This is a genomic window from Phycisphaerae bacterium (assembly GCA_019636475.1).
In the GTDB taxonomy this organism is placed as follows: domain Bacteria; phylum Planctomycetota; class Phycisphaerae; order UBA1845; family UTPLA1; genus JADJRI01.
This window is the reverse complement of record JAHBXN010000003.1, coordinates 343189-369490: the sequence shown is the minus strand read 5'-3', so window position 1 is coordinate 369490 and position 26302 is coordinate 343189. Positions and strand designations below refer to the sequence as shown.

The 26302-nt window shown below is 58.7% G+C and carries 24 protein-coding genes; 10 read left to right on the top strand and 14 right to left on the bottom strand.

The window, feature by feature from the left end; all coding sequences use genetic code 11:
* Nucleotides 1-10 precede the first annotated feature (10 nt).
* A complete protein-coding gene (locus KF841_07060; protein ID MBX3395113.1) occupies nt 11-940 on the bottom strand; it encodes a glycosyltransferase in 930 nt (309 codons plus the stop codon).
* Between the two features lie 567 nt (nt 941-1507).
* On the opposite strand from KF841_07060, the gene KF841_07055 reads away from it, so the two are divergent.
* Together KF841_07055 and KF841_07050 are read left to right on the top strand one after the other, a co-directional pair.
* Nucleotides 1508-1663: a hypothetical protein gene (locus KF841_07055; protein MBX3395112.1), complete on the top strand. Its 156-nt coding sequence runs from the start codon at nt 1508-1510 to the stop codon at nt 1661-1663.
* Nucleotides 1664-1809: 146 nt separating this feature from the next.
* Nucleotides 1810-2088, top strand: a complete 279-nt coding sequence (locus tag KF841_07050; protein MBX3395111.1) for a hypothetical protein — start codon at nt 1810-1812, stop codon at nt 2086-2088.
* Nucleotides 2089-2099: 11 nt separating this feature from the next.
* Here KF841_07050 and KF841_07045 read toward each other — a convergent pair whose 3' ends face one another.
* The 3 genes from KF841_07045 to KF841_07035 all read right to left on the bottom strand — a co-directional run bounded on the left by KF841_07045 (nt 2100) and on the right by KF841_07035 (nt 4801).
* Entirely contained in the window at nt 2100-3239 is a 1140-nt protein-coding gene (locus tag KF841_07045; GenBank protein ID MBX3395110.1) for a hypothetical protein, read from the bottom strand.
* A 279-nt stretch (nt 3240-3518) separates the two neighbouring features.
* The gene (locus KF841_07040) at nt 3519-4187 is read right to left on the bottom strand and encodes a hypothetical protein (protein ID MBX3395109.1); all 669 of its coding nucleotides are present in this window, start codon (nt 4185-4187) and stop codon (nt 3519-3521) included.
* On the bottom strand, nt 4184-4801 hold the full coding sequence (locus KF841_07035; protein MBX3395108.1) for a sigma-70 family RNA polymerase sigma factor: 618 nt from the start codon (nt 4799-4801) through the stop codon (nt 4184-4186). Before KF841_07035 ends, KF841_07040 begins: the two co-directional genes overlap by 4 nt.
* Nucleotides 4802-5133: 332 nt before the next feature.
* On the opposite strand from KF841_07035, the gene KF841_07030 reads away from it, so the two are divergent.
* On the top strand, nt 5134-6264 hold the full coding sequence (locus tag KF841_07030) for a N(4)-(beta-N-acetylglucosaminyl)-L-asparaginase (GenBank protein ID MBX3395107.1): 1131 nt from the start codon (nt 5134-5136) through the stop codon (nt 6262-6264).
* Nucleotides 6265-6368: 104 nt separating this feature from the next.
* Nucleotides 6369-8093 (top strand): hypothetical protein, encoded by a 1725-nt coding sequence (locus tag KF841_07025; GenBank protein MBX3395106.1) that lies wholly within the window; start codon nt 6369-6371, stop codon nt 8091-8093.
* A 54-nt stretch (nt 8094-8147) separates the two neighbouring features.
* On the opposite strand, the gene KF841_07020 is transcribed toward KF841_07025, so the two are convergent.
* Nucleotides 8148-8534, bottom strand: coding sequence for a hypothetical protein (locus tag KF841_07020; GenBank protein MBX3395105.1), 387 nt, complete (start codon nt 8532-8534; stop codon nt 8148-8150).
* Nucleotides 8535-8904: 370 nt separating this feature from the next.
* Between KF841_07020 and KF841_07015 the strand changes: the two genes are divergently transcribed.
* Both KF841_07015 and KF841_07010 read left to right on the top strand, forming a co-directional pair.
* A complete protein-coding gene (locus KF841_07015; GenBank protein ID MBX3395104.1) occupies nt 8905-11343 on the top strand; it encodes a S8 family serine peptidase in 2439 nt (812 codons plus the stop codon).
* Nucleotides 11344-11485: 142 nt separating this feature from the next.
* Nucleotides 11486-12370, top strand: a complete 885-nt coding sequence (locus KF841_07010) for a prepilin-type N-terminal cleavage/methylation domain-containing protein (protein ID MBX3395103.1) — start codon at nt 11486-11488, stop codon at nt 12368-12370.
* A 6-nt stretch (nt 12371-12376) separates the two neighbouring features.
* On the opposite strand, the gene nth is transcribed toward KF841_07010, so the two are convergent.
* From nth to KF841_06985, 5 genes are read right to left on the bottom strand one after another with little or no spacing between them, the layout of a single operon-like run.
* Complete coding sequence (nth, locus tag KF841_07005; GenBank protein ID MBX3395102.1) at nt 12377-13168, bottom strand: endonuclease III; 792 nt, start codon at nt 13166-13168, stop codon at nt 12377-12379.
* Between the two features lie 20 nt (nt 13169-13188).
* Nucleotides 13189-13713: a DUF4149 domain-containing protein gene (locus KF841_07000; protein ID MBX3395101.1), complete on the bottom strand. Its 525-nt coding sequence runs from the start codon at nt 13711-13713 to the stop codon at nt 13189-13191.
* Complete coding sequence (locus KF841_06995) at nt 13695-14114, bottom strand: molybdenum cofactor biosynthesis protein MoaE (GenBank protein ID MBX3395100.1); 420 nt, start codon at nt 14112-14114, stop codon at nt 13695-13697. Before KF841_06995 ends, KF841_07000 begins: the two co-directional genes overlap by 19 nt.
* Before the next feature lie 2 nt (nt 14115-14116).
* Nucleotides 14117-14386 (bottom strand): MoaD/ThiS family protein, encoded by a 270-nt coding sequence (locus tag KF841_06990; GenBank protein MBX3395099.1) that lies wholly within the window; start codon nt 14384-14386, stop codon nt 14117-14119.
* A complete protein-coding gene (locus KF841_06985) occupies nt 14383-15429 on the bottom strand; it encodes a phosphotransferase (GenBank protein ID MBX3395098.1) in 1047 nt (348 codons plus the stop codon). The genes KF841_06990 and KF841_06985 overlap by 4 nt, the downstream gene beginning before the upstream one ends.
* Nucleotides 15430-15520: 91 nt before the next feature.
* Here KF841_06985 and mtnP point away from each other — a divergent pair, with 91 nt between their 5' ends.
* On the top strand, nt 15521-16450 hold the full coding sequence (mtnP, locus tag KF841_06980; GenBank protein MBX3395097.1) for an S-methyl-5'-thioadenosine phosphorylase: 930 nt from the start codon (nt 15521-15523) through the stop codon (nt 16448-16450).
* A 90-nt stretch (nt 16451-16540) separates the two neighbouring features.
* Nucleotides 16541-17071, top strand: a complete 531-nt coding sequence (locus KF841_06975) for a phosphatidylglycerophosphatase A (GenBank protein MBX3395096.1) — start codon at nt 16541-16543, stop codon at nt 17069-17071.
* 469 nt (nt 17072-17540) lie between these two features.
* Here KF841_06975 and KF841_06970 read toward each other — a convergent pair whose 3' ends face one another.
* From KF841_06970 to KF841_06955, 4 genes are all read right to left on the bottom strand, one after another.
* Complete coding sequence (locus KF841_06970; protein MBX3395095.1) at nt 17541-18410, bottom strand: hypothetical protein; 870 nt, start codon at nt 18408-18410, stop codon at nt 17541-17543.
* A gap of 166 nt (nt 18411-18576) precedes the next feature.
* A complete protein-coding gene (locus tag KF841_06965; GenBank protein ID MBX3395094.1) occupies nt 18577-19143 on the bottom strand; it encodes a DUF2617 family protein in 567 nt (188 codons plus the stop codon).
* A gap of 302 nt (nt 19144-19445) precedes the next feature.
* Nucleotides 19446-21212, bottom strand: a complete 1767-nt coding sequence (locus tag KF841_06960; GenBank protein ID MBX3395093.1) for a hypothetical protein — start codon at nt 21210-21212, stop codon at nt 19446-19448.
* A gap of 443 nt (nt 21213-21655) precedes the next feature.
* Entirely contained in the window at nt 21656-22687 is a 1032-nt protein-coding gene (locus KF841_06955; protein MBX3395092.1) for a hypothetical protein, read from the bottom strand.
* A 262-nt stretch (nt 22688-22949) separates the two neighbouring features.
* On the opposite strand from KF841_06955, the gene KF841_06950 reads away from it, so the two are divergent.
* Nucleotides 22950-23669, top strand: coding sequence for a redox-sensing transcriptional repressor Rex (locus tag KF841_06950; GenBank protein MBX3395091.1), 720 nt, complete (start codon nt 22950-22952; stop codon nt 23667-23669).
* Between the two features lie 302 nt (nt 23670-23971).
* On the top strand, nt 23972-26254 hold the full coding sequence (locus KF841_06945; GenBank protein MBX3395090.1) for a hypothetical protein: 2283 nt from the start codon (nt 23972-23974) through the stop codon (nt 26252-26254).
* Nucleotides 26255-26302 lie beyond the last annotated feature (48 nt).

Sequence of the window (26302 nt, the reverse complement as noted above, 5' to 3'; positions counted from 1 at the left end):
CGATTTCGAGTCAATGACTGGTCGGTTGCAGTCGAATATCCGGCTTGTCGGAACGCAGGAAGGACATCGCAGTCGCGCCGACGACGATCGGGGCTGCTCGCAGCCTCGTATTTCCGTATTCGCGGCTTTGACGAATGAGATTCAGGGCTTGCTGATATCGGCCGACGCGCATGGCAGCGCGTGAAGCAGCGTGGAATACCCTAGCGAGGCGGGCACGCGCGCTGCCGTCTTCGAGGATGCCGCGATTCTTCGACAATTCGTAGAATTCCCGCAATACCCGAGATTTCACAAGCAGATTGCGGTCCATTCGCGCCTTGCTCAAACGAGCGTCATGTAACCGGCGAAGCGCCAAGGGCTGTTTGACCAGCTCGAAAGGTAACCGGGTGCTCATGCGTAGCCAAAGATCGTAATCCTCGCAGACCGGCAATGCCGCGTTAAATCCCCCGACGGTGTTTAACAACTCGCGACTGCAAACAACCGTCGGCACATGCACGAAGCTGCTGTCAAAAAGCGCTCGCGTGATGCTGCCGGTATGACAGGGCTTGGTTCGCCCCTGCATCGGTCGTCCATCGGCGTCGATCGGCGACATGGGCCCGTAATAGACGGCATCCGCCTTCGACGCGGCGATACGGCCCAGATAGATTTCAAGTTTCGATGGAAGCCAGAGATCATCGCTGTCGAGGAATGCAATGTATTCGCCCGTCGCTTCGCTGAGTCCACGATTTCTGGCGGCGCCAGGACCCTGCTGATCTTGCCGAATGACGCGCGCTCGCGCCGGATGATCCGCGATGCCGCCGGCGATATCTTCCTGAGAACCGTCGTCAACGACGATGATCTCATTCGGCGGCGCAGTTTGTGCGCAGACGGAATCGAGCGCCTCGCGAAGGAAGCGAAGGCGATTGAAAGTCGGAATAATGACACTGACCGTCGGGTATTTCATTACGATGTGCGCTCGAACCGGCGGTCGAACGCATCCTGTCGCGGGCAAACCTGCGCCGCAAAAGACCGGCACGCCCGTCGGAACCGTTTCCCTACGGTCCCGTTCGATAAAACGGGCCAATGCCGCGGAGGCTCTGACGGGGCTCCGGTGAGGAAGGGCGAGGTTCCGTCAAGGGCGTCCGCAAACGGCAAATCTCCACCGCCTGATCAATCGATTCTTAGAGGAATAGTTCGCTTCGGTCAAGTCCGGACATCCAGAATCGAGGCCAACGCGTTGTCTGTAAACGGTGCCCCGGTTTTCTTGAGAGTCGAACCGATCCGGCTCGATTTGGTAAGACTCATGGCGGAAATCGACGCAATTTGACGGTTTGGCGCGACTTGCTAAGGTGTTCGAAGATTTTCTTGGTAAGCTGCCCGCGACCCTTGGCGCTCGCCGGCTGCCAGATCGATCGCGGAATGGGAGGTTGGATTGCAACTACAGCCTAAACAACGCGTCCGGATACAACATTCGATTCACACCCGTGAGGGTGACTGGAAATCGGCTGTTACGGAAGGCGAGGTCGTATCCATGCAAGCCAGACCGACGGGGAGCTGGTTTGCCCACGGCAAAGGCGACAAGCTCTGGCTCACGCGTCTCCGCCTCCGCCGCGACGACGGGGAGTTGGTGGATTTCAACCTCGATCAAGACACGCGAATCACTTTGCTGAGCAACCCCGGAAAGTAGCCGACGACCGCGAGGCGGAACCCGTTCGGAAGTTTCACTTGTGATCGCGTGGGTCGAGTCGGCGTCCAATCTACAAGTCGTGCGGGGGCTGGGATAGAATCCGTAGCGTCAGGCCGTCCGCCGGGCCGCTCAATGTGAGGAGAGTCATGCCTTCGCCGTCAGATCGGATCATGTTTGAAATCTATCGGGAAGCGGACTACGACCGCCGTTTCAGGGTCGTATTCTTTACCGAGCTGGACGAGCACAACAAGGAACGCGAGATAAACCGCGCGATGGCAGGTGAACACTTCTACGATGGATTCATCAAGGAGTTATCCCGTGATGAGGGCAAGCGGCTGCTCGCTGAGATCCTCAGGGAACTGAATAACGGCGAGCGAATGGAACCGGCAGAGGTTGAATCTCGTCTGGCCGGAGTTCTTGCCTGACGGACTATCGTCTATTCCCCGGCGCCGCCCGGTGAGTTGTCGCCCTCGACTGGCGCCATGTCCGCCCGGATTTTCTGAATGTACGCCTCGAGCAGCTGACGGCGATATTCCAGGATGTCGTCCGGCAATTCATCCGCCCGAAGTAGAAATTCATACGAATAGGTGCCGTCGCCGCTCGGAATCGAGATTTTCCCGACATACGAGCTGGCGGCCCGCCGGGCCGGTTCACCCGCCGAGGCGCTGTCGCCCAGTGCCGCTCCAGCGGCAGTATCCGACGCGCTGATATGAATGCCGGTGCGGCGGATCTCGTACTTGATTCCGGTCTCCGCCACCAGCAATTCAAGCGCCTGCCGAATGGACGTCCGCTCCAGATTCAGTGTGGTGCCCTGCGCGACGCGGGGCGGAAGCCGGAGCAGCAGCCCGGGATCGAAACTTATGAACGTCTCGGCTCGATCGCCAAGGTCCACGATAATCTTGGTCAGCGGTTCGTTTGCATATCGCACCGTGATGCGCCGCGAGAGTCGATTCGCGATCTGCGCCTCGGACGTACGAATCGCGATGTGATCGCCGTTCGGAAACCAGACCCAGCCCAGCGCGCCGGTCGCGGTCTCCAGATTTTGTGCGATGCTGCCGCGTCCGGCCTTGAGCAGCTGCGCGTTGAGCAGTCCCGGGGCATCGAGCTTTGCGGTGATTCGATACTGAATCCTGAACTTCTCCATATTCTCAACGGAGAATTCCGTCTCGTTCAGCTCACGAAGCAGCTTCAAGTCGTCCCACGTCGCACGGCGATTGATCCGCTTGAGCGGCTCGCCGGCGACGACCAGCAGATCGTTCTCGCGAATCTCATAGACCATTCCAAGCACGCCGAGTATCTGCGGCAGCACCTCACGAAGCGACTTGTTCTGCACCGTCAGCGTCTTCAATCGGGTTCGGCGTCCCCACGGCAGCAGGTCCGCCGAATTTTCATCCAGCGTCATTGTGATCGCCGCCTGCCTGCCCAGGGCGTCGAGGGCATCCGGCAATTCCTGATCGCTGATTGTGATCTGAGGCAGCGTCTGATCCAGCGCTCTCGCAATGTCCGCGCCGCCGGATTCACCGCGAGCCGTCGATTGAAACGCGAACAGACAAGCCAGTAGGAACATGTGTGACATTATGGCGCTTCGCATGATCAAATACCCACGATTCCAATGCAATCAGCCCCCGCGCACGAGACCGGCGAGCGCGTTCGGATAGAGCGCGCCCGGAATGGAACTCGTTGGAGGCTTCCATCGACTCAAGTTGACCGGACCGCAAGCGTCGCAGGTCACCGACGTTAAGGTCACCAAAAACTTCCGATTCGCACACAAGCTGCATCCAGGTCGATTTGACCCGTAAAGCAGCACTGCTGTCATGGCGCTCGCGCCGATGACGCACATCAAGTCGTTAAATCGCTAGAACATGTATCCGTCGTCGACATCTTCAATCACAAGGGCGCCGCCGGTCGAAACAAAGGCAGACGACGGGCCGATCTCGGCAACCATTTCAGGCGCGGGCGATTCGTCGAACATCACCGCGATTTTCCCGGTGGACTCCGGTACATCCAACGAAACAACGAGCAGGGACGGTTCTCGATCGACCCCCGTCGGCACAACGCCTTGCGGATCGAAACCTCCGCGAAACACCGCGATCGCAATGGCCGCCGCCGCTGCAAGGGGGGCCAGCCAGCGAGCGTGTCGAAATGCCTGCATGCGATACGGAGCCGCCCGGCCCGTTTGCACAGCCTCGGCACGAACCGCCGACGAAACACGCGAACGGAACGCATCCCAATCTACGGGCGGCATCGAACCCACCACGCCGCGAATCGTTTCATCGACGGTCGCCATCGCATCGTCGGTGACTGCGTCCGACACCGAGCGCCGAAAGCCCGCCCAATCCATGTCGTGCGGAACTGTCCGCCAGTTGGCGATCACCGCGTTCACGCGTTCGTACCGGCGAATCTCATCGGCGAGATCGGTGTCATTTGCGACAGCCTTCGAAATGATCTCCCGCTCTTCGCCGGTCAGGTCGCCATCGGTTGCGCGGGCGATGAGAAACTCAAGATGTTCGCGGGGATCAGTCATTCCTCAATCAACTCCGCCAATAGCTTCTTCAGTGTCTTACGTGCCTGAAACACGTTCCATTTCACCATCTCGACCGTGCAATCAAGTATTTCCGCCACTTCTTTCTGCGGCACCTGCTCGATTGCAAACAGAATCAACGCCAGACGCTGCTTCTCCGGAAGGGACTCGATCGCTCTGGTAATCGCGGACTCTGACTCGCTGGTCTGTAGCACATCGTCCGGGCGATCATGCGTACCGCGCCGTCCTGCCAGATCGAGGTCCTCCCGGGCACCTTCGTCGTCGCCCGCTGACAGCGACAGGGTCGGGCGTCGCGAGCGTCGAAAATTCAGCGACAGATTGCTGACAATTCGCATCAGCCACGGGCCGAACCGTTCAGCCTGTTCCAGCGTGGCGAGCGACTTGAACGCTCGCAGGAATGCATCCTGCGCCACGTCCATTGCATCGTCCACTTTGCCGATCAGCCGGTAACTTACCGCAACCGCACGGCGCTGATATCGCTCAATCAGTCGGTCGTAGGCCGACAGGTCGCCCGAAAGCGTTTTGGCGACATCATCCGCGTCGCGCTGTGCAGCTTCCTGGCGTTCTGCGTCATACTGCAACGGCGCTTCGCTCATAGATCAGGACACATGAAGTGGGCGTCCGTTAGGTAAAACTTGGTGAACGACGACCCGACGCGGGTCTCATTTTGTGCCTAACTCACAACGGGATCGTATCTTACAGCCATCGCCCGCGTCCGGCAATTTCCGGACCGTGTTTCGTCAAATTGTGGCGGAACACTGGCTGTTCGTCTCGGTCATGTTCTGCTATGAATCGCGTATTACGGTGCCGAACCGTCAAGCGCGCGTTCAGGCGCCTGTCGGTCGTCATTCCCGATTCCGCCTGAATTCGCGAAACGCGTTGCCTTCCCGCCTCGCGTCGCGGGGCTGAACTATGAGGTTTTAACGTTATGCCCGATCGAACTGATCTCAATCGCCGTACGTTCATTCAAACGACTGCCGCGGCGATTGCCGGTGGGTCGCTGCTTGCGCTGGATTCAACACCCGGGACTCAGGCAGCTGTCGCAGCGTCTCACAGAGGCGGCTCGCGACCGATCGTGATTTCGAGCATGAACGGGCACAATCGGCCGAAAGGTCGCCCGGCTTCGTGCATCGAAGAGGCGATGGCGATTCTAAAGTCCGGTGGGGATCCTTTGGACGCGGTGATCGCCGGGGTCAACATCGTGGAAGACGATCCCGACGACACTTCGGTGGGGCTGGGCGGTTTGCCCAATGAAGATGGCGTGGTTGAGTTGGACTCCTCGGTCATGCACGGACCGACACGCAAGGCCGGAGCGGTCGCAGCGCTTCGTGGAATCCGTAATCCGTCGAAAGTCGCAAAGCTCGTGATGACTCGAACGGATCATGTGCTGATTGTCGGCGAGGGCGCCTTAAGGTTTGCCAGGGCTCACGGATTCAAGGAGGAAGACCTTCTTACCGAGGAATCACGCCGCGAGTGGCTGAAGTGGAGGGAATCCCATTCTGACAACGACGACTGGCTTTCTCCTGAGTCAGACACCCAGACCGGTTCTCATGCGGTGGGTCGACGTCGATGGCGTCATACTTACGGCACTATCAATTGCTGCGCCGTGAATTCCAACGGGGACATCGCGGGCGTCACGACCACCAGTGGACTGTCATACAAGATTCCCGGCCGGGTCGGTGATTCTCCCATAATCGGTGCGGGGCTTTATGTTGATAACGACGTGGGCGCGGCCGGATCGACTGGTCGGGGCGAGGCCAATCTTCAGAACTGTTCCTCGTTTCTGGTGGTCGAATTGATGCGGTCCGGCAAGAGTCCTGGCGAAGCGTGCATGGAAGTAATGAAACGGATCGCCGATCGGACTGAGCCGCGCCTTCGCGGCAAGCAGGGGCGTCCCGCATTCAATCTGCGATTGTATGCGGTCGCGAAGGACGGTAGCTACGGGTCGGCGTCGATGTGGTCCGGCCCGAGGGCCCAGTTTGCGGTCAATGACGAGAAGGGCGCGCGTGTGGAGCCGTGCGCATTCCTGTTTGAATCGGATGGGACGGAAGTTGACTGACGGATTGCCGCCCCGAAACCGCTTGCGCCGGAAGCGGGATCGTCTTGTGTGCTACAATTGTCCGAATGTCCACACGAGACCATCAAGGCAAGCCGGACAATCGGCTGGCTCACACCGGCGAGTCTCCATCACCGGGCGGCATTGTCCATACCTATCTTGGGTATGACCCACAACGGTTTCCGATGCCGACCGCCGGGGCGCCGGACCTTGTGACGCCGGCATTTAATCATCTGCTCCAGTATGGATCGCTTTCCGACCTGACGTCGGAGCAACTCGCCGAAGCTGTCGAAATCGATCCTTCCCAGATTGCCGGTCTGGGCCCGAGCATCGCGTCGCTTCTTGCAATTCTTGAGGAACGCAAACGCCGGATTCTGGAATCCTACGAAACCATCGCCGCCCGGCGTGCGGCCGACCGGGCATTTCACGAGGCGGTCGGGCGCGCCAGGCCGCCGAAGGCGGTGAAACCGTTGTTTGATGCGGCGGTTCGCTCGCGGCAGATCGTCGAACTTGAACGACTCTGGTATCGCCTTGACGAACGCGGTGAATTCGCGGGACAGGTGATGTCATTGATGGGGCACCTCGGGAACTATTTCGAAATTGAGCAACTCGCTGCCAGGTACGCGTTCACTGGCCGAAACGAATTGGACGTGGAGTCCGCGCTGGAGATCAAGGAAGAACTGGAAACGATCGATCGGTTGATCGAACAACTCAAGGATGCCGCAAAGAATGCCAAGGTGTACCTGATCGATCTGGATGAACTTTCGCGATTCGTCGATGAGAAACGGATCTCGGACATGCAGCAATTGCAGCAGCAGGTGCAATCGCTCCTTGAGCATCTTGCACGGCAGCAGGGCCTTCAGCAAGAGGGCGGTAAGTACACGATCTCACCAAAGGCATTCAAACTGTTCCAGGGCAGGCTTCTCGATCATATCTTTTCGGATCTTCAAGCCGCGAAGTTCGGACGGCACCGCGTGGAGATTTCAGGCAATGGCGCCGTTGAGACCCAGCGGACCAAGCCGTACGAATTCGGTGATTCGCTTGCAAATCTGGATGTCGTGCAGACGGTCATTAACGCTCAGATTCGAGAAAGCATGAGCGACCCGCTCACTGGCCGAGCCGCGCTGCGCATTCTGTCCAAGGACATGGAAATTCATGTCACGCGCAATACGCCCAAGTGCGCAACGGTTCTCTGCATGGACATGAGCGGATCCATGCGATGGAATGGTCAGTACGTCAATGTCAAACGCATGGCGCTTGCGTTGCACGGCCTGATCCGGTCCGAATATCCCGGTGATTTTGTAGACTTTGTTGAAATCTGCACCCTGCCGAAGCGGCGGCACATCTCCGAAGTCCCCTTGCTGCTGCCAAGGCCTGTGACGGTTCATGACCCATGGGTGCGATTGAAGGCTGATATGAGCGATCCGAACATTTCGGAGCGCGATATCCCGCCGCACTTCACGAACATTCAGCACGGTCTGCGGCTTGCCCGGCAGGTCCTGCAGGTTCAGGACACGCCCAACCGGCAGATTATTCTCATCACGGACGGGCTCCCCACCGCCCATTTCGAGGGCGAATGGCTCTATCTGCTCTATCCTCCGCATTCGCGGACCGAGACCGAAACACTTCGGGAGGGGTTGTTATGCCGCGAGAGTGGCATCACGATCAATGTCTTCCTTCTGGCCGGTTGGGCTCAGTCGGAGGAGGACGTGAAATTCGCGAATCGACTCGCGGAGAGCACAAGCGGTCGCGTCTTCTTCGTGGGGGGACGCGATCTGGATCGATATGTCGTCTGGGATTACCTGAAGCGCCGCCGGTTTATCGTCGGCTAGCCGTCGACGTGCGGCATGGGCCGGTCACCCGGTTTGATCGCTGAGAAGCCGGTTTCACTGTTTCACTTCCTCACCGGCTTTGTAGGTTCTCTTCTTCATCCCGCCGTCGATGTCCCACTCTGTCCATTCGCCTTCGCGCAGGCCGAAGGCGAATTCGCCGGACTCCTTCGGATTTCCGTTGGGATGGAATGCCTCGTATTTGCCATGTCGCTTGCCGTTCGCGTACTCGCACTGAAGCTCGACGGCGCCGTTGTCGAAGTAGTAGATCGCTTTGCCCCACAGCACTTCGTTGCCGTCGCGAATGCGGTATTCGACGCGGCTCTTCAGCCTGCCGTCGGGGTACGTTTCCTCTTTGGTAATAATCTTGTCGCCCGACGCGCAGCCGGAGATGGTGACCAGTGCGATGCCGACAAGCGAAGCAAGAAGGCTGGATCTGCTCATGACTGCACACTTTCGTTTTCAGGGAGGCTGGTTTAGTTTGGGCCACAGGCGGATTATACGTCGATCTTGATGCTTAGACGGCACTTACCAACCCTGGAGCCGACTCCCCGACGGATGGAGTTCGCAGGTCCGCAATAATCGCGGCTTATCGACGTTCTACCATTTAGCAGGCGGAGCGGCCGCAAGACGACCGTTTATAAGGTTTTTGTGCATCCACGCGGCATGAAATCGGTTTTTGGGGCTTCGAGTGGCTTTTTGTTATGCACGCGGGGATGTCCGGATTATACTGATATCGGCTCTGGGTTAATTTAGTTCGTCCCCCGTGACGTTCATTCCTCGGGACGATCAAGACAAGACAGGGAGGCATTGGATGTCCAACAAGGGGAGTGGGTGGGTCGCGGCTATTTTTACTTTTACCATTCTAACGGGCGCTGCCGCCGCAACGGCGCAGGAAATCAATCGGGCACAAGCCGAACTTCAGCCGGGGATTGTTTACTTCAACACGGGCGCGGTCGCAGTGGACGATTTGCTGAATCTCCTCGACGATCCGGGCGCGGTGTTCGACGCGGAACAGGCCTATGTCCTGATGCTCGACGGCCCGATCACCGCGGATCGCCGCGCCGAACTAGAGGGGATGGGGGTTGCGCTCTACGACTATCTCCCGCTGAATGCCTATGTCGCTCGGCTCGGAACAGTCGCCGCGGATGACTTGCGTGCAACCGGATATGTCCGTTTTGTCGGCATGTTCCGCCCGGAGTGGAAAATCGATCCGGAGCTGTATTCCCGTGTTTACACAACACCCGAAATGCAGGCGATCACGATTGCCGATCGACTGCCGACGACTGTAACGGTCTTTGCCGGAGCGAATCCGACCGAAGCGCTCGAAGCGCTGGAGAATCTCGACGGCGCGATGATCCATCGTGCAGAGCCTCTTGCCGACTGGTTCGAGATTGTTGCGGAGATTCCCCGCGACAAGGTCGACGCGATCGCGAATCTGGCGTCGGTGCAGTACATCGAGCCCGCCCCGGAAATCACCCTGCGGAACAGCTCGAATCGCTGGATCGTCCAGAGCAATTTGTTGAATGTGACGCCTGTCTACAACGCCGGCATTCGTGGCGCCGGGCAGATCATCGGCGTGCTGGACGGCCGGGCGGACCGTCAGCATTGTTCGCTGAACGGCACCAAGATTCTCTTTTATAACGTGTCGGAAGGCATCGACAACCAGCATGGCACGCATGTGTCCTGTACTGCTGCCGGCAACGCCGGTGTGAACGACAACACGCGCGGCGTCGCCTATGAAGCGAATATCGCGTTCAACCTGACTCCCAGTCTGACGGAGTCGTCCGTCAACACCGCACTCACCACACACGCGAATCAGGGCGCGCGGATGCACACGAACAGTTGGGGCAACGACGGCACAACCAGCTACGACGGTCTTGCTCGTGGGATCGATGCATTCGTCTACGCCCAGGAAGACAACATCGTTATGCTCGCGGTTACCAATCTGAGTTCCCTCAAGAATCCGGAAAATGCGAAGAACCTCCTGGCGGTGGGCGCGTCGCAGGATACGCCGAATCAGGCGAATCACTGTTCCGGCGGCACGGGACCCACCGCGGACGGCCGCCGCAAGCCGGAGGTCTATGCCCCCGGATGCTTGACGACTTCTGCGACACCCGGAAGCTGCGGTACAACCAACTTGACCGGCACATCCATGGCATCACCCGCGGTCGCCGGCGCTGCCGCGCTGGTCCGCCAGTATTTCACTGAAGGGTATTACCCGACCGGCGTCGCGACGGCCGCCAACACGTTTACGCCGACCGGAGCGTTGCTCAAGGCGACGCTCATCAACACGTCGGTCGACATGACCGGCATTGCCGGCTACCCGAGCAATCAGGAAGGATGGGGCCGCGTACTGCTTGATAACGCTCTGTATTTCCCCGGCGACACCCGTAAGCTCCTCGTGCTGGACGATGTCCGCAACGCCAGCGGCCTGTCAACCGGACAGATGCTTGAATACACGTTCCAGGTTGATTCCAACTCGGAGCAGCTCCGCGTGACGCTTGTCTGGACTGAGCCGCCGGCCTCTGCCAGCACCGGCACTGGCAATGCATCGGTCAATGATCTTGATCTGCAAGTCATTTCGCCAATTTCAACGACCTATCGCGGCAACGTCTTCAGCGGCGGCGTCTCGATTCCCGGCGGCACGCGAGATGCGAAGAACAACGTGGAACAGGTGCATATCAACGGTCCTGCCGTCGGTCAGTGGACCGCTCGGGTTTCGGCGACGACAGTGGCCCAGGGTCTTCAGGGCTTTGCCTTGATTGCGACCGGCGATGTCCTTGAGACGCTGTTGATCGTTCCGCCGCCGGCTCCGACGGGGGTTGCAGCCCAGGATGGCGCATCATGTGCGTCTATTCAGGTGACCTGGAGCGCATCCGAGGGGGCTGATGACTACGAGATCTGGCGAAACGTGGTAAACAATCCGGGAACAGCCGCGATGATCGCTAGCGGTGTTGTCGGCACGACAATGGACGATTCAACCGCCATCTACGGCTCCACGTACTTCTACTGGGTCAAGGCGTGCAATACGGCTGGTTGTAGTCCCCTCAGCGCCAGTGATTCGGGCACGCTTTCGCTCCTGGGTGATTTCAACGGTGATGGAATCGTCGACGGAAGCGACCTTCAAGGTTTCACGGATGCTCACGTCCAAAGTCCGAACTACAGCGACTGCGCCGACCTGGCGGCCCCGTTGGGCACGCTCGATGACGCGGACATCGCCGCCTACGTCGATCTCCTGATCGCGCCTTGACGGGCGTGGCGATCGGACTGGACCTGCACTGGCACGACATTTCCGAGCGGCGCGGAGAGATCCGGTTATAATGACCGGAGATGTCGATCAGCCGGTGCGGGCCCGGGCACGTCCGGATCGATAATCGGTGGAGTGGTCGGTCATGCAATCATGTCGCACACGCCGCGCGCGAATTGCGCAGATCGCGCGGGAGAGCCGTTCATTTTTTGCCCGGCGATGCCGTGCCTTCACGCTGATTGAACTGCTGGTTGTCATCGGCATCATCGCGATCCTGCTGGCCATTCTGCTGCCCGCGCTCACTTCAAGTCGCAATGAAGGCACTCGAACGCGGTGCCTTGCCAACATGCGCGCGCTGGGCCAGGCCCTCGAAACCTACTCGATGGACGACGAACGCGGCTATACCTCGCCGGTTCATCCCAAGGCCGAGACCGATTGGCTCTACGACGGCGAGTATGAATATGGCGGAAAGACCGGAATGGATGTCATGGGGGATCCGGATTTTCGGCAGGAGAATCGGATTCTCAATAAATACATCTTCGGCAATGCCATGAGCGCGTCGCTCCAGATTTATGAATGCCCGGGCGACAACGGCGTGCCCGATGCTCCCGTGGACTTCGAGCCGTTCTTTGTCGAACCGGCATATATCAACAAGAAAATCTTCGATCTCGCAGGAACGAGCTACCGCCTGAACAACCACATCGATTTTCTAGGCGGGTCCGGATTCAGCCAGTATTTCTACGGGCCTTACCTAAGGCCCAAGACGCGCGTTCCGAGCGCGTCCGAAACCGTAATCCTGGAGGAAACGCTGGCGGAGGTCGCAAAGTGGAATGCACCGACCTATTCCGTCAAAGGCTGGCACGCCAAGATGCAACGATTCAACGTGACATTCGTGGATGGACATGCTTCAACCATCTACTTGAAGGGCCAGTCAAATCTGTCATCGAATTATCCGAACTACTGGGTGCTTCGCGGCGATCAGTGGCGAATGGATTGCTACCCGGAGAATCCGATCAAGGACCTGCCCTGATTGCGATTAAGCGCGTCGCCCACTAGACAGCCCGGCCTTCGAGGCAATTTTCGCGCGTCGACGGTTTGCCGCCGCTGAGAGCTTGGACTCGCCGAGGTCCGCCGAAGGGCAGATGTCCTTCAGCACGCAATCCGCGCATGCCGGCTTTCTCGCACGGCATACGCGCCGGCCATGAAGGATCATTGCGTGTCCGAAGTAGGTCCACTCCGCCTGAGGTACCACTTCCATCAAATCCCGTTCGATTCTCACAGCGTCCTTGCTGTCCCTCGATCTCCAGGTCAGCCCCAGACGATGCGAAAGTCGCCCGATGTGTGTATCCACAACGACGCCGTCGTTCTTTCCAAAAGCGCTGCCGAGCACGACGTTGGCCGTCTTGCGGGCGACCCCCGGCAGCCTGAGCAGGGCGTCCATCGTGTCCGGCACATGTCCCCCGAATTGCTCGCAGATAACCCGCGCCGCGCCGATGATGTTTCTGGCCTTGTTGCGGAAAAACCCCGTAGATTGGATCAGCGACTCCAACTCGGAGGTGTCAGCCGCGGCAAACTGCTCGGCCGTGCGGTACCGGGCGAACAAAGAGGGTGTCACTTTGTTGACTCGATCATCCGTGCATTGAGCCGACAGGATCGTCGCAATCAGAAGTTGCAACGGCGACTCATGCGTCAAGGCGCACTGCGCACGAGGATAAAGCGGCTTCAACAGCGAAATCACACGATTGGCGCGCGTGCGAATGGCGCTGACATCGCACGAAGGCGAGGATCTCGGAGGCTCCGGATTTCGCGGCGCCTTTTTCCTCGACATGGACAAAGTTCGCTTCGGCATCACGCCATGTCTCCGGCCGGCGCGCGCCGGACATTCCAGGATAGACTCAGCACGATCGCGAACACGACCACCAGATTCAATTTGGCGAGCCTGACGCTCGTCTGATGAAAGGATTCAAAAATAGATCTCACGGCGGCATCGGGGTCCGGCGCAGCCGCGGTCGCCTGCATGTTGACGATTTGCGGTGTAAGATACAGCGCGCCGTAGGCCAGCACGCCTGTCGCGCCGAGGCACAGGACCATACGCAGCCACTCCACACCGGACCGCTCTCCCAGGGCGATCCGGCCGATCTGGGCAACAACGAGTGTGCCGGCCAACACCCACTGGACGGTGTCAAATCGCACGAAGTTTTTCGCCATCACGCGGCCGGCGATTGCATTGGGCTGTTCAACGCCCGTCGCCCGCATCTCGGAGAATGTCGTCTGTGCCACGATCGCAATCAGAATCATTCCGCCGAGCCATGCGCCGGCGGCCGTCGTCGCAAACGAGCGCATGATGCCCCTGGCTAGTTCGGTTCCACCCATGAATTCGCTCCGTCGGACCATCGGTCCTGCTTCCAGATCGGCACGTCGGATTTGACTGTGTCAACGATCCAACGACAGGCATCAAATGCAGGTGCCCGGTGTGCTGCTGAAACGGCCACCACGATGGACGCTTCACCAATTTTTAGATGGCCAAGCCGATGCACAATCGACGCATCGACGATATCAAAGCGAGCGCACGCCTGACTTCGAATGTTCTGCATCTGCTCCGCCGCCATCTCTTCGTAAGCATGATAGTAGAGTGCGACCAGCGCGACGCCGTTACGAGTCTCCGGTCGTACGATTCCTTCGAAAGTCGCCACGGCGCCGGTGCCCTCACGGGACAGGCCATCGACGGTCGCACGGAGATCGATCGGACTTTGATTCAGCACAATGGATCCCAATGTCAACCTCCAGACACTGGCGGAATCACCGCGATTTCGTCGCCGTCCTGCAGCCGTTGGTTCGCGGCCGCGTATTTCCGATTCACGGCGAGCCGGACGCCTCCCAGCGCCGCGATCGCGGGATATTGCTCCTGGAGCTTCGCGAGAAGGTCGCCGGCGCATTGCCCGTCGTCAATCGTTACATCGTTCGAATCAGCACCGGCCGAATCTCGAGCCGGTCCGAAGAATCTGATCGTCACGCGAATTGTTCGTCGTCCTTCGAGTTGTGTCATGCGTCTTCCGAATCGAGATCGATGAATGAATCGTTTTCCCGCAGCCACTCCATTTTCGCGAGAACCACTTTCAGGAATTCGAAGCCTTCCAGCCCCGCGAACGTTCCTGTCCGGAGGATTGGCGGAACCGCCTGCGCGATCAACACCTCCTGCATCAGATGGGGCAACGTGCTTAGTTCCGCCTTCGAAAGCACGTTTGTCTCGTCGTAGCCGCGAAGAAATCGCTTCGCACGCACGATATCCGTCCGCGCTTCCCACGTCGATAAGTCGCGCCCGCCCGTGACCATGGAAAATTGAAGACAGCCGTTGGCCACGTCCATGGCTCGCGGACGAATGCGCGCCGAGTCGTGGTCGATGACCGCAACAACGTGATCCCCCTGAAATAGGAGATTCCCCGGATGCCAATCCGAATGCACGATCTGCGGTTTCCAATTCGAGACGCCCAGCCGGTTCGCCGCGCGGGCTGCGCGGTTATATGCCCGCTTCAGGTCCTTCAGCAGCGCTATCAACTCCCTCCCGCGACCGGCCAGCGCAGGCCGCTGGATCATCAGTTCGCCCATCTGGCGAAAGGAGTCATATACCATCTTTGAATCGTGAAAGTGGCCCTTGGGCGGCTCGAACTCGGAATGAAAATGCTCAACCAGGCTGTGGTAAAGTGCGAGGGTCTTGCCCGCTTCGTATGTGGCGATCCAGCTCTGATTGTAATGTTCGCCGTCGATGAACTCGTACATTTCGTAGATGCGGCGATCCAATTTGAGCATCGAGTTGTTTTCATCACGCGTTCCGATCAGATGCGGAAGCGGAAAGTTCTTCGAGACAAGGTACCGTTGCAGCGAATGCGAGAACGCCACTCGGAAAGGGTCCATGTCGGATTGAGGCCGTCGCTTCAGAAGAAACTTGCCTCGATCCGTAGTGAGGATCAACTTGGGCGCGGCGTGGGATCCTCTTGCGAACTCGGTCACCTCCGTGAACTTCCCGATCTCGTAGTGCTTCAATACCTCGGCCAGTTCGTCCGGCTGGAATTTCTCACGCTGGCGTGACATGACGTAATAGTGTAGAAGGAACCGGTCCTCAGGGCACGGCCGGCGACTGGAAATCCCTGCTACCCTTGATAGACTTCGATCTCATCGAGTAATGATTCATTCGCGTAGCCGGAGGAAGGCAGACCCCGTGAGCGCCCCAAAGCCTGTCATCGGATTGATCGGAGGCACCGGACTCGGCCAAGCCCTCGCGAAGGAAGTCCATGGCGAGCAGGTCGCGGTCGACACGCCATTCGGTCCGCCGAGTTCGACCATCCTGCGCGGAAGCTGGCAGGGCGTCGAAGTCATCTTTCTGCCTCGGCATGGTCCGCATCACACGCTGCCGCCGTCCGCCGTTCCATACCGGGCCAACATCTTTGCGCTAAAACAGCTCGGCGCGACGCACATCATTGCGAGCGGTGCGACGGGCAGCCTCCGAGAGGAGATACGCCCGCGCGATCTGGTCATACCCGATCAGGTTATCGACAAAACGAACCGGCGCGTCACGACGTTTTTCGATCAGCCCGGCTTGGCCGCGCACGTCGAGTTTTCGCATCCATTCTGTCCCATGCTGCGGCAACGTTTTATTGAGGCCGCGAAACACATCGCCACCACCACCCACGATGGCGGCACCTATGTCTGCATGGAGGGTCCGGCCTTCTCGACGGTCGCGGAAAGTCGAATGCACCGATCGTGGGGAGGCGACCTCATCGGCATGACCTGCATGCCCGAGGCCAAGCTTGCACGCGAGGCCGAGATGTGCTACGTGCTCATTGCCTTACCGACCGATTACGACTGCTGGCGGCCGCATGATCCGTCGGTCAAGCCGAATGAGCTCTTGAAGGAGATCATCAGCAACGTTGAGGATGCGACAGCGCATTCAGTGGAGTTGATCAAGAAGACGCTGTCGGCGATGGTTGAGAAACCGCTTGCGCCGTGTGCCTGCGGTCGTTCACTCGACCTGGCAATTTGGACGAAACCGGATGGCATCGATCCATCACTCCGGTCCAGGCTCTGGCCGATCCTGAGCCGCTTCTGTTCGTAGAGAGTTGTGCGTCCCCCTTCTTACCCGCGAAGGGATTCAGCCCATGCGGTCGCGAAACCAGGGCCGGCCCAAACTGTGATCGAATCACCCATGACTCAGCCATCGTCCCATGCCGGAGCGCAGGATCCATCGCCGCGAACCATCCGCGATCGCGCCCTGCTGTTCATTGGTTCGCTTGCATATCTCGGATTTGTCCCGTTCGCATCAGGGACCGTGGCTGTATTGGTGGTCGGCGTTCCGCTCTATCTCGGATTGACTCTTTGGCTTCAACTTTCCACGTCTGCATATGTCGGCGTTGTCGTGGCTTTTACGTTCTTCGCGATCTGGATCGCCGGACATGCCGACCGCGTGCTCGATGAGAAAGACAGCAAGCGAAACGTCATCGACGAACTTCCGGGGTATCTCATCGCCCTGGTTGGTTTGCCGGTGAAATGGCAACTTGTGACTGCGGCGTTTTTCATTGAGCGGGCGATCGACATCGCAAAGGTCTGGCCGGCCAACCTGATCGAACGAAAACTGCCCGGTGGCTGGGGAGTCGTGCTGGATGATGTTGTGGCGGGGCTGTACACGCTCGCGATCCTGCACGCGGTAGTCGCACTGGTTCCGAGTCTGTCTTTTTGATCGAGTCCGTGTTCCAAAATAAAAGCCCGCAGGCGCTGGCGCGCGAGCGGGCCGTGTGCCGGAGGGTTTGCATCACCACCGCAATGCCGTTCGAAGGCAAATTCCTTTGAACCCTTCGCTTGATAGGTGGGAACCGTGCGGGTCGGCTGGACCTCTCCGATCGCATCGGAGTACGCCCGGCATACATGCACCGCGAAGTCCCCGGGGTTCAAACAGCATCGGTTCAACGAAATGCCACCCTCGGTCTCGAGCATGGCAGTGAAGCAACCGTTTCCAACTACTCATTCTTAGCATCCCCGATTACGAATTGCAACGGCCCGTACGTAACATCGGCGCACAATAGCGGCCGCTTCGTTTCGGAGTTATTCGATTTTGCGCGCAATCCGAACAGGAATGACTTGACTTTCACGAAATGCGCAGTCAATCGAAAACGGTGCGTCGCGGAATCATGTAATGCGAAATGAAAGCGCTATTCAACCTTGGTCCTTGAGAGCCTCTCCAAATCCTGTCGAGTCTTACCCGGGTGTTTGATGAGTAATCGATCCAGCGCTTTGCGGGCGGCTGCATCTTCACCGGCCTTCTCAAGTTCTTCGATCTTTCCGAGTTGTGACAGAACATCGCGCCGGTCGCGTTCGCGCGAGATGATACTCCAGTTTTTCTTGTCCTTCCGAAGCGTTTCGGAGCGCGCGACGCAGGTCTTTGCTGTCGGACAATCGGGAAACTTGGAAGCCAGTTTCCTGCATGTATCGTACACGTCCAGTAACCGGGACTTGTCCGTGCGAGCCTGCTTTTCGAACCGTTCAATCCGTTTGGCAAGGGGGCGAGCCTGTTCTTCTTGAAGCGTGGGCTTGGCCGCCGGGTCGGACTCGATTTGCTTGATCAGGTCGACCGCGAGGGTCGCGAGATTCGGCGCATCGCCTCCCACGCTCAGGCCGCCAAGAATATTTGCATAGTTCCGTTGAACGAATCGGGCCTTTTCGATCGCAAGGACGTAATCCTTCTTCTCGTACAGACTTCGGGCATCATTCAGCGCTTCCTGTCCTCGCGCCTGAATCTGTTTCAGCGCCGAAAGTGCGGACTCTCCGACCCCACTCACTCCGACCAGTTCGACCACTGAACGGAACTTCATCTTCGCATACGGAATGCGGTCCTTGGCCAGCGCGGCCTCGCCTTCGGCGTAAATTTTCTGCGCTTTGGCCTGAAGCTTCGCGTTGCGCTCCGCGTCGTCCGTTGGGTCCTTTTCGCCCGGCCGGCCGATGTCACGTGGGGTACCGCCGCGGCCGCGGGGCTGGCCTATCGCTTGTTGGGTGGTCACTGCAATAGTGAGAAGTAGGAGCATCGTCCTGATCGTTTTCGGGACGCGACCAGACTGGGCTGACATAGGTCTGATCCTCGCAACTAGGGGCCGCTGTGACAATGTGAAAGAGACGCGGCTCCGGAAGTCGTCGATGACCCCCGGAGCCGCGCGATTTATTCATGGTTGAGGCGATTCGTGGATGCCCGCATCACTTGGCGGGCCGACTGTTCGGCCGAGTTTCAAAAATCGACTGGGTCCGCAGGAACCGCCACTCGCCGGGGAATGCATGATAGGCATGCACATGCAATTCGTATTGCCGGGTTTCGTAGTCGATGTACGAGAACGGAACAAGCCCGTTGGTCGTCCACTGCTCGTACGGGACATAAAGGCCACGTTTCTGGGCGTAGTTTGACAGATCACGGTAAGTCGTGCGGAAAATGTGCTCAGTCGTTTCTTCGACCTGGCTGCTGAAGATATACCGCATCCCCTCGCTGAAGCGGTACTGGAAATCGCGCTCCCCGCGGAAGCGAAACTGAGTAACCAGATTGCGATCCGTGAGTAAATCACAGGGGACGCCGGTCAATTCCGTCACCAGGACGTTGTTCGCCTGAACCGTGACGACGTGGTTGAGGCCCACGATCCAGATATCCGCCTGAAAGTTGCTGTACTCGATGTGCTTCTCCAGATAGATACGGAAAAGCTCCGGATGCAGCGCCCGGCGATACAGAAAGAAACTGAGGTCTGAACTTCGTTGTTTGGTAAGGCCGAGCTCCAAGGCAGCATCCTTTTACAATTGCAGGGGTTGCGACACATGACGCTTCAGATCCTACGCTCCCGAAGCGTTTCGGGATCATTATATCTGGGGCAATACAGCCGCTTCAACAAAATAATCTGTTCCGATTTTCACAATGTACAGCGGCCTACCGATGCGCCGTTTGGTGCTACATAACATCAAATAGGTCATGTAATTACGATTCGACATCGAAACAGGACATCGATCCGGCCTTTCACATTTTCCGGATATTCCACGCGCGGACGGCGGAGGAGCGGCCGACTCCCGCTGGGGTCGGTGACGAATCAGGGGGCGCGAAGAGGGGCCTTGTCATGCGCCGAGGCGCTTCCGGCGAATATCCGGCACAGTGCGTCCGCCCGGATCACTAACTGCCCGCATAGAACGTTTTTGCGGGCAGCGCACGACCAGCCGGCAAGCAGACTGGCTGGTGTTTCCGGTGAATTGGGGTGTTTGTCCGCAGTTGGTGGGGCGTCCTTCCTGCTGGAGGCTTCGATATCCGCGTGGGGCGGCATCCCGACGAAAGTCCTCGCACTTTCGATCAAACGCCCCAAATCCGTAATGATCAGCACATTGGAATCCGCTGGAAGCAATCGCCGAACCTCGTCAACCCGGGGGTTCTTTTCGATGGACCGCCCACTGGACCGGGCTTCGATTAGTTTATGGACGCCGGACTCCGGTCGGCCGATTGAATAGATCAAATGGTCCTTGCCGTCGGTTGCCAGTTGAAAAACGACGGATTCGCCGTAGGCCTGTTTGACTTGCTGGATTAGATGCTCCGGTGCGCCGGCCTCGTCGAATTTCATCTCTCTGATGTCGATTCCGTTGACTCGAATCCTGGTAAACTGGCCCGGAAACCCCGGTCCGCCGGCCGACACAAATGAGAGTAACTCGTTCGAGTGCTGGTAGAGCGCGATATAGGTCTCCATCGCCTCGGACGGATTCGCCGTGAGGTAGCTGCCGTAGATTTCAAACGGCATGAGGCTCGGTGACGTGTTGCAAACCATGAATTCTGCGAAACTCAGGCGATCGACGCTTTGAAGGCTGGCTTCGAGGAGTTGCGATCGCGTCTTTTCGGAGAATCGCCGTTTAACGCTTGGCAGTTCGACCACCTGCTCCATCACGCGATGGGTCATCGAGTCTTGCGGTGGGCAACGCCAGTCCGAATAGCCCACAACCAGGAACGGCCGATCGGGAAAGGCGGCGAACGCCCGGCCGCCCCCGCGCCTGACGTTAGCCAGATAGTCGGCGAACCAGCGATTTCGATCGAATTCATGAAGATGGTGCAGTCGGACGTGCTCGCCATCGAGTTGAACGGCGATGGTCGTCGCCGACACCTGATTGATCACGTCGGTTGAGCTGCCGACGAGCCAATTCAGAATTCGCTGATACTCGTCCATGCGTTCCGGTACCTGTTGGGCCATTGCACCCAGTTTGATCAGGTTGCCCGCCATCGCGACATAGGGGGCTATCCGGTTTCGCCATGGAGACATTGGGATGTGAGCGGCCAGATCGCAGGAATCCCAAACGGCGCGCGTTTCGACGTTTAGCTGGGCGGCGAGAGACTGGGCCTTGTCGGTACGGAGTATGGTTCTCAGCGCCCTACGGCGATTGGAAACGAAAACAGTGTTGTCATCGACGAAATAGGAGTACTCACACCATGTACCTTGCCGGCTTCGGATGCGACGATCCGGACTATCCTCGAAGCCCGCAGAGCCGTCCGTCTGTTTCGGCGTGAAAGCAATCACCGGAAAGGGCGCAACATCGTTGATCCCCGTTCCTTGCGTGAACTCAGTCACTTCGTCCGGGTGCAGGAAGATCAATGTGAGTCGCTTGGACAAGTCGATCGTTCCCGGGGCGAATCCAAGCGTCGCCTCCAGATCCGCGAGCGGAAGTCCCTCGAATCTCGGATTTAATGTTTGAATAAGCTTGGTCAGGCGGCCGTCGGAGGCTTCGAGATTCTTGAAGGTGAGAACGCCCACGGCGTCCATCGGCACCCGCTCAATTGCCCGCTCCGAAGCCGCTGCTGCATGAATTCCGAGAAGCAGAAGCACTGCGGGCGCGACTCGACCGAACCTCGATCGAACGGAATCAGTTGCTACTAAGAGAGTTTTACCGATGTGTGTCATCTCGATGCTGTAATGAACTGTCTCGTTTCGAGTTCATCGCCCTTGGGCCGGTCATCCCGGCCTATCGCGACGAACGCCCACAGGCGTTCGATATCGCGTGGGGGAACGGGGCCTGATTCGTCACGGTCAAGGCGATATATTAGCGGGACGGCCGTGAGTGGACAGAACCCGAACGGGACCGATTTCCAAGAATCAGCTCGCAGGTGCAGCGGCGTACCCGGCGTGCAGCGATGCGCGGCTTTCCATCCCATGGGAACCCAGGTTCCCGACGTCTCTGGGTGAACGAATTCCGCATGGGGGGCTCACGGTCAGAACGAACCTAAGCCGGGCATGCCGACGCGTTGAAATCCAAGTGGGGCAGGACAAGACTACCGAACCGGCCAAGGCGACTTGTTCACAGCGGATCGCCACTCTTCGAGGCCATCTCGGGTGGCCTTCCGTGCGGCGTCGGTGACTTTTTGAGCCATATTCCGTGAAACGGGGAAATCGGGCGCTGCAACTCTCGCGGAATCAAGGGCATTCTTGAGGGAGCCCTCCGTGGTTCGTGCGACGGGCTGGAGGGACGGAACATACTCGGGGGCGGTATCCGCTGCGCAGTAGCGGTCAACCTGCTTGCCCAGAAATGCAATGAGGGCAGCCACGATCTCGGCCTTGTGGGCATCATTTGCGTCTGCAAAGCATCTTCCAGCGGCTTCGAGTCCGGCGGTGTCTTTCGATTCATCGCGGCTTCCGCGATCAAGTGCAGCAAGGCGAGCCGTGAAAATCTCGGAAAGGGCGGCGGCAGAATCATCGCCGAATTGAAAGGTGGACGCCGATTTCTTGAAATCGATCGCTTCGTAAATCGATCGAAGGACCAACTCGTTCTCCTCGAGCGCCCCCGCACTTCCCAGGGCGCTGAGCGTCGGTCTCGCGGCTGCACGATTTGGGGCAATCTTCGTATGTAGATCGCGAATGCCGATGGCCGCTCGATACCGCACGGCGGCATGCGGCGACCGGAGCGCCGAAGTGAGCGTTTCGATGCAGCGGGCGTTGGACAATTCGGTAAGTACGCGAGTGGCTTCGAGGCCAACCGCCAGATTTTCACTCAGCACCGGCCCGATCAGCGATTTTGAGCAGGACGCAGCATAGGCGTCCAGCCCGGCCGGCGTGGCTTGCTTGACCGTCGCGGTCGCGATGAGCGCGTCACGCGCGTCGCGGAGCTGCTTGGGATTCTTCGCTGCGTCAGAGAGTTTTCTGACGCGTTGTTCAACCACGGTATCGATCGTGGCGACGTCGCCGTCGGACAACTTGTCCTTCTTAACGATGGAATCCAACTCATCTTTGGCAAGCGATGCGCGAGGCGCGGCGCACAGCGCGAGTACCATCGCAACAAGCAGATACGGCGTCCGGCTTCCAGTCATTGGGTGATTCACGTCCTTGGCAATAGTGGAAGACACCCCCGCCCGTGCCATTCATGGAGCGATCAGGCCGCCTTGTCGTGCGTGCGCACGCGGGCCGTGGGCCTCACGTCGGGCTGTCATTTCCGTCAACCGTAGCAAGTGATGCCGAATGGTGTCAAGGGCATCGCGCGAAATCCATTGCCGGATCGAGGGTTGTGCGCGCTGTGAGAATCCGGTCGCCTTGTTGGGAACCGGCGGGCCAGATATTATCAGCCGCATTCCGATGGCTCCAAAGCGAGGTCATTCCAAGAAGGCTCAACCGTCTCGGGCCACGAACGCGATTCCGCTTCCGACGGTTCGGCGATTGAGCCTCTACCTGCGTCAGCTTGAAAGCCTTTGGCGAGCGGATCAGCACACCGTCTCCTCGAAACAACTCGGCGCCGCATTGAAAGTCACAGACACGCAAATCCGTAAGGACCTTGCATACTTCGGGCAATTCGGACATCCCGGAGTCGGATACGACGTCGCTGAACTGACGACCACGATCCGGCGGATTCTCGGCACGGACCGAACATGGAACGTGCTGCTGGTCGGTGCTGGGAACCTCGGTTCGGCCTTGTCGGCATATCGTGGTTTTGCAAAGAAGGGCTTCAGGCTCGTGGCGATCTTCGATGTCGATCCGAAGAAAATTGGCAAACCGATTTCTTCGAATGCCGACCTGATCGTCCAGCCTTTGAGTGATGTAACGAAGGCCATTCGTCAGAAGGATATCCGACTCGCGATCAACGCCGTTCCGGCGGAGGCTGCGCAGGAGGTTGCCGACATTCTGGTTCGAGCGGGAATTCAGGGCCTCTTCAATTTTGCGCCGGTGAATCTCAATCTTGCGTCCAACGTTGCCGTCTCGACGATCGATCTCGCTGTCCAACTGGAGCAGTTGTCGTTTCGCGTGGGATTGCGGCAGTCCGTCGGTGATCGAATTCTCGACATGAGTCACGAGATATAGTCGCTCGTTGTCGCAGCCACTATCATCCGGCAACTTTCGTTGCCGCAATAACTGCGCGCACCACTGCTGAATTTTCCGCAATCGAGCGGATGTCTCCGGGAGTCGTTGAAAATCAGACGCGAAGGCTTGCAGATTCTGCTCCCAGCATTCGCTTGGTGGCGGTGAATTAAAGGCATTTTCGACAATTCCGAGGCCGGGCGACGCGATCGGCAGGCCTTTTGCCATACTGGGCGTCATTGAACCGTTTTCCGATGCGGCTTTGATCGTCATCGGGTGTTTTTTAGCGGAGGGCAGTCGGCCAAATGTCCAAGTCCCGGCGTCATGCGATCATTCGGTATCTGTCCAGCGTGCGAGTCGGCATCATTTTGCTGGCGCTGATTCTCGTTTATGCATCCGTCGGTTCGGCGCTGCCTCAGATACGCGGCGCGGTCGAACTGTCGGAAATGGACGTTTTCCGACATTGGCTATTCAGCGGTCTGATGATCGCGTTTTCGGTGGTTCTGATCGTCGCCACGCTGGTTCGCATCCCATTCAAAATCGTGAATGCGGGCGTGCTGACGGTGCATCTGGGACTGCTCATGCTGGTTGGAGGATCGATCTACTACTTCGGAACGAAAGTTGAAGGCGACGTCAAACTGGAGTCCCCGCGAATCCGGCTTTCCAGCCTGTCGGGCATGAACGAACGAACCATTGCGGAGTTCCTGGCCGAGGAAGGCAGCGCGTGGTCGACCTTCATGCCGGCATTCGGCGGCGAAGTCCGGGCCGAAGTACAGAATGTCGAACGGAATGCACTTGGCGAAATCACATCGGCCGGCGTGCGATATCAGGTCGGCGCGACCAGTGAACCGCAAGTGGCTCAACTCATCGCAAACCAATCGGCTGAAATGATCGGCGACGGCCGACTGGTACTTCGGCTGACCGTCTCAGGTCCCGCGGATCGATTCTATGACGACGAAGTACCCGCCCTGTATCTCTCTCGTGCGGAGGGCGGGGACCGCGCGGTTGAAGCAATTCACGGTTTGCCGCTCTACAGTGCGCGATATCTCGATGAAGGAGACACGCTCGTTGATACGGATAGCCGGCCTGTTCCATCGAGGCGCAGCACGCCTCACATGGAGATCGCCGGCTTGAGCATCCCGACGACGATTTTCGAGTCCTGGCGTTTGCCGATCCGCATCTCACCGAAGGACGCGCCGTTTGATATCGAGATCACCGGCTTTGTTCCGTATGTTGGGCGTTTGGATGCGGATGTCGGCGAGGGGAGCGGCCCGTTGAACCCGGCGATCAAGGTGCGGTTCGCCTTAGGTAGTGAATCACGCGCCGTGAGCCTATTTGCAATGAATCCCGCGCAGTCGGTCGCGTTTCTTGGCGTGCCGGTCGAGTTCAAATGGGTGGAAAATGCCGATCAATTTGCGCCAATGGCCGAAGACCGCGCGGGTCCGCACGAACTAGAGATCGAGGTGAAGGATCCTCCCGCGAAAATGCGGCTGGCGGTCAGCCTCGGTCAAACGATTGCCGTGGAGGGTACACCGTACGAGTTGAAGATCAGCGAACTCCGGCCCGATTGGCCGATGATGACGCCGGGTTATGAGGGGGCGTCGTCACCAATGGCTTCGGTGGATGTAACGAACGGCGAGAAGAAATACAACCGCACGGTGATTCAGCGATTCCCGGAGTTGTCGCAGGACATCGACGAGCAGGGCGTGCGGCACCGGGACGCGCCGTACGATCCGAACCTGGTGCTTCGTTATCGCGCTTGCGGTGACGGTTGGGTGACCATTGCGGCGGGCCCAAGCGTCTCTCCGAAGGCATTTGTCGCCGACTTCAATGGTCAGATCCGCGAGTACGACCTTACGGTCGGTGAGCCGTCGTCGCTGAACGTGCTCGGCGTCGAACTCGCCACGACAATCGAGGGCCTGTACCAGAGTGGACAGACACTCTTGAAGCCGGTGCTGGTGCCGCCGGAATCGAGGCGGCCGAATCTTGCAGCGCGATCGGTCTCGGCGATTCGCATAAAGTTCGTCGGCCGGGGTGCGGCATCGGGCTGGAGCGAAAGCCGGTGGAGTCTTTTCAGCATGTATCCTGACGATCCGACCGCACGGCCCGTCGAGGTTGCGCCTCCCACGGGAGGGAAATGGCGCGTTCTGTACTCGCGTCTCGAGCGGCCGCTGAATGCCCGGCTTGTGCCCGGCAAGCTGAGCGTGAAGCACTTTCCCGGCCGCGAAAATGTGGAATCCTGGCGCAGCGATTTCAAAGTGGTTCGCGCGGGGCAGCCGGTCGAGTCCGGTGAGGTGCTTACGAATCAGACCATGTCCACCGGGGAGTGGACACTTTACCAGAGCGGCGCATCCCAGGATGGCTGGGGTTACACGATTCTGGGAGTCGGGAATCGCAATGGAATCATTCCCATGGTTCTGGGTTGTGTCATGATTACGTTCGGATGTCTTTTCGCTTTCTATGTAAAGCCCGTCCTGCTGAAACGCGCCGCGGCGTCCGGCCGACGCGCGGCGGCCGCGAGACGGGCATCGGCGCTGGTTGCCTCGGAAGTGACCGAAGACGCTGAATTAGAGACAATGTCTGTTTGATCTCCTGACGGCTGCGGCCGGATGCGAATGATCGAAAACGACCTCGGA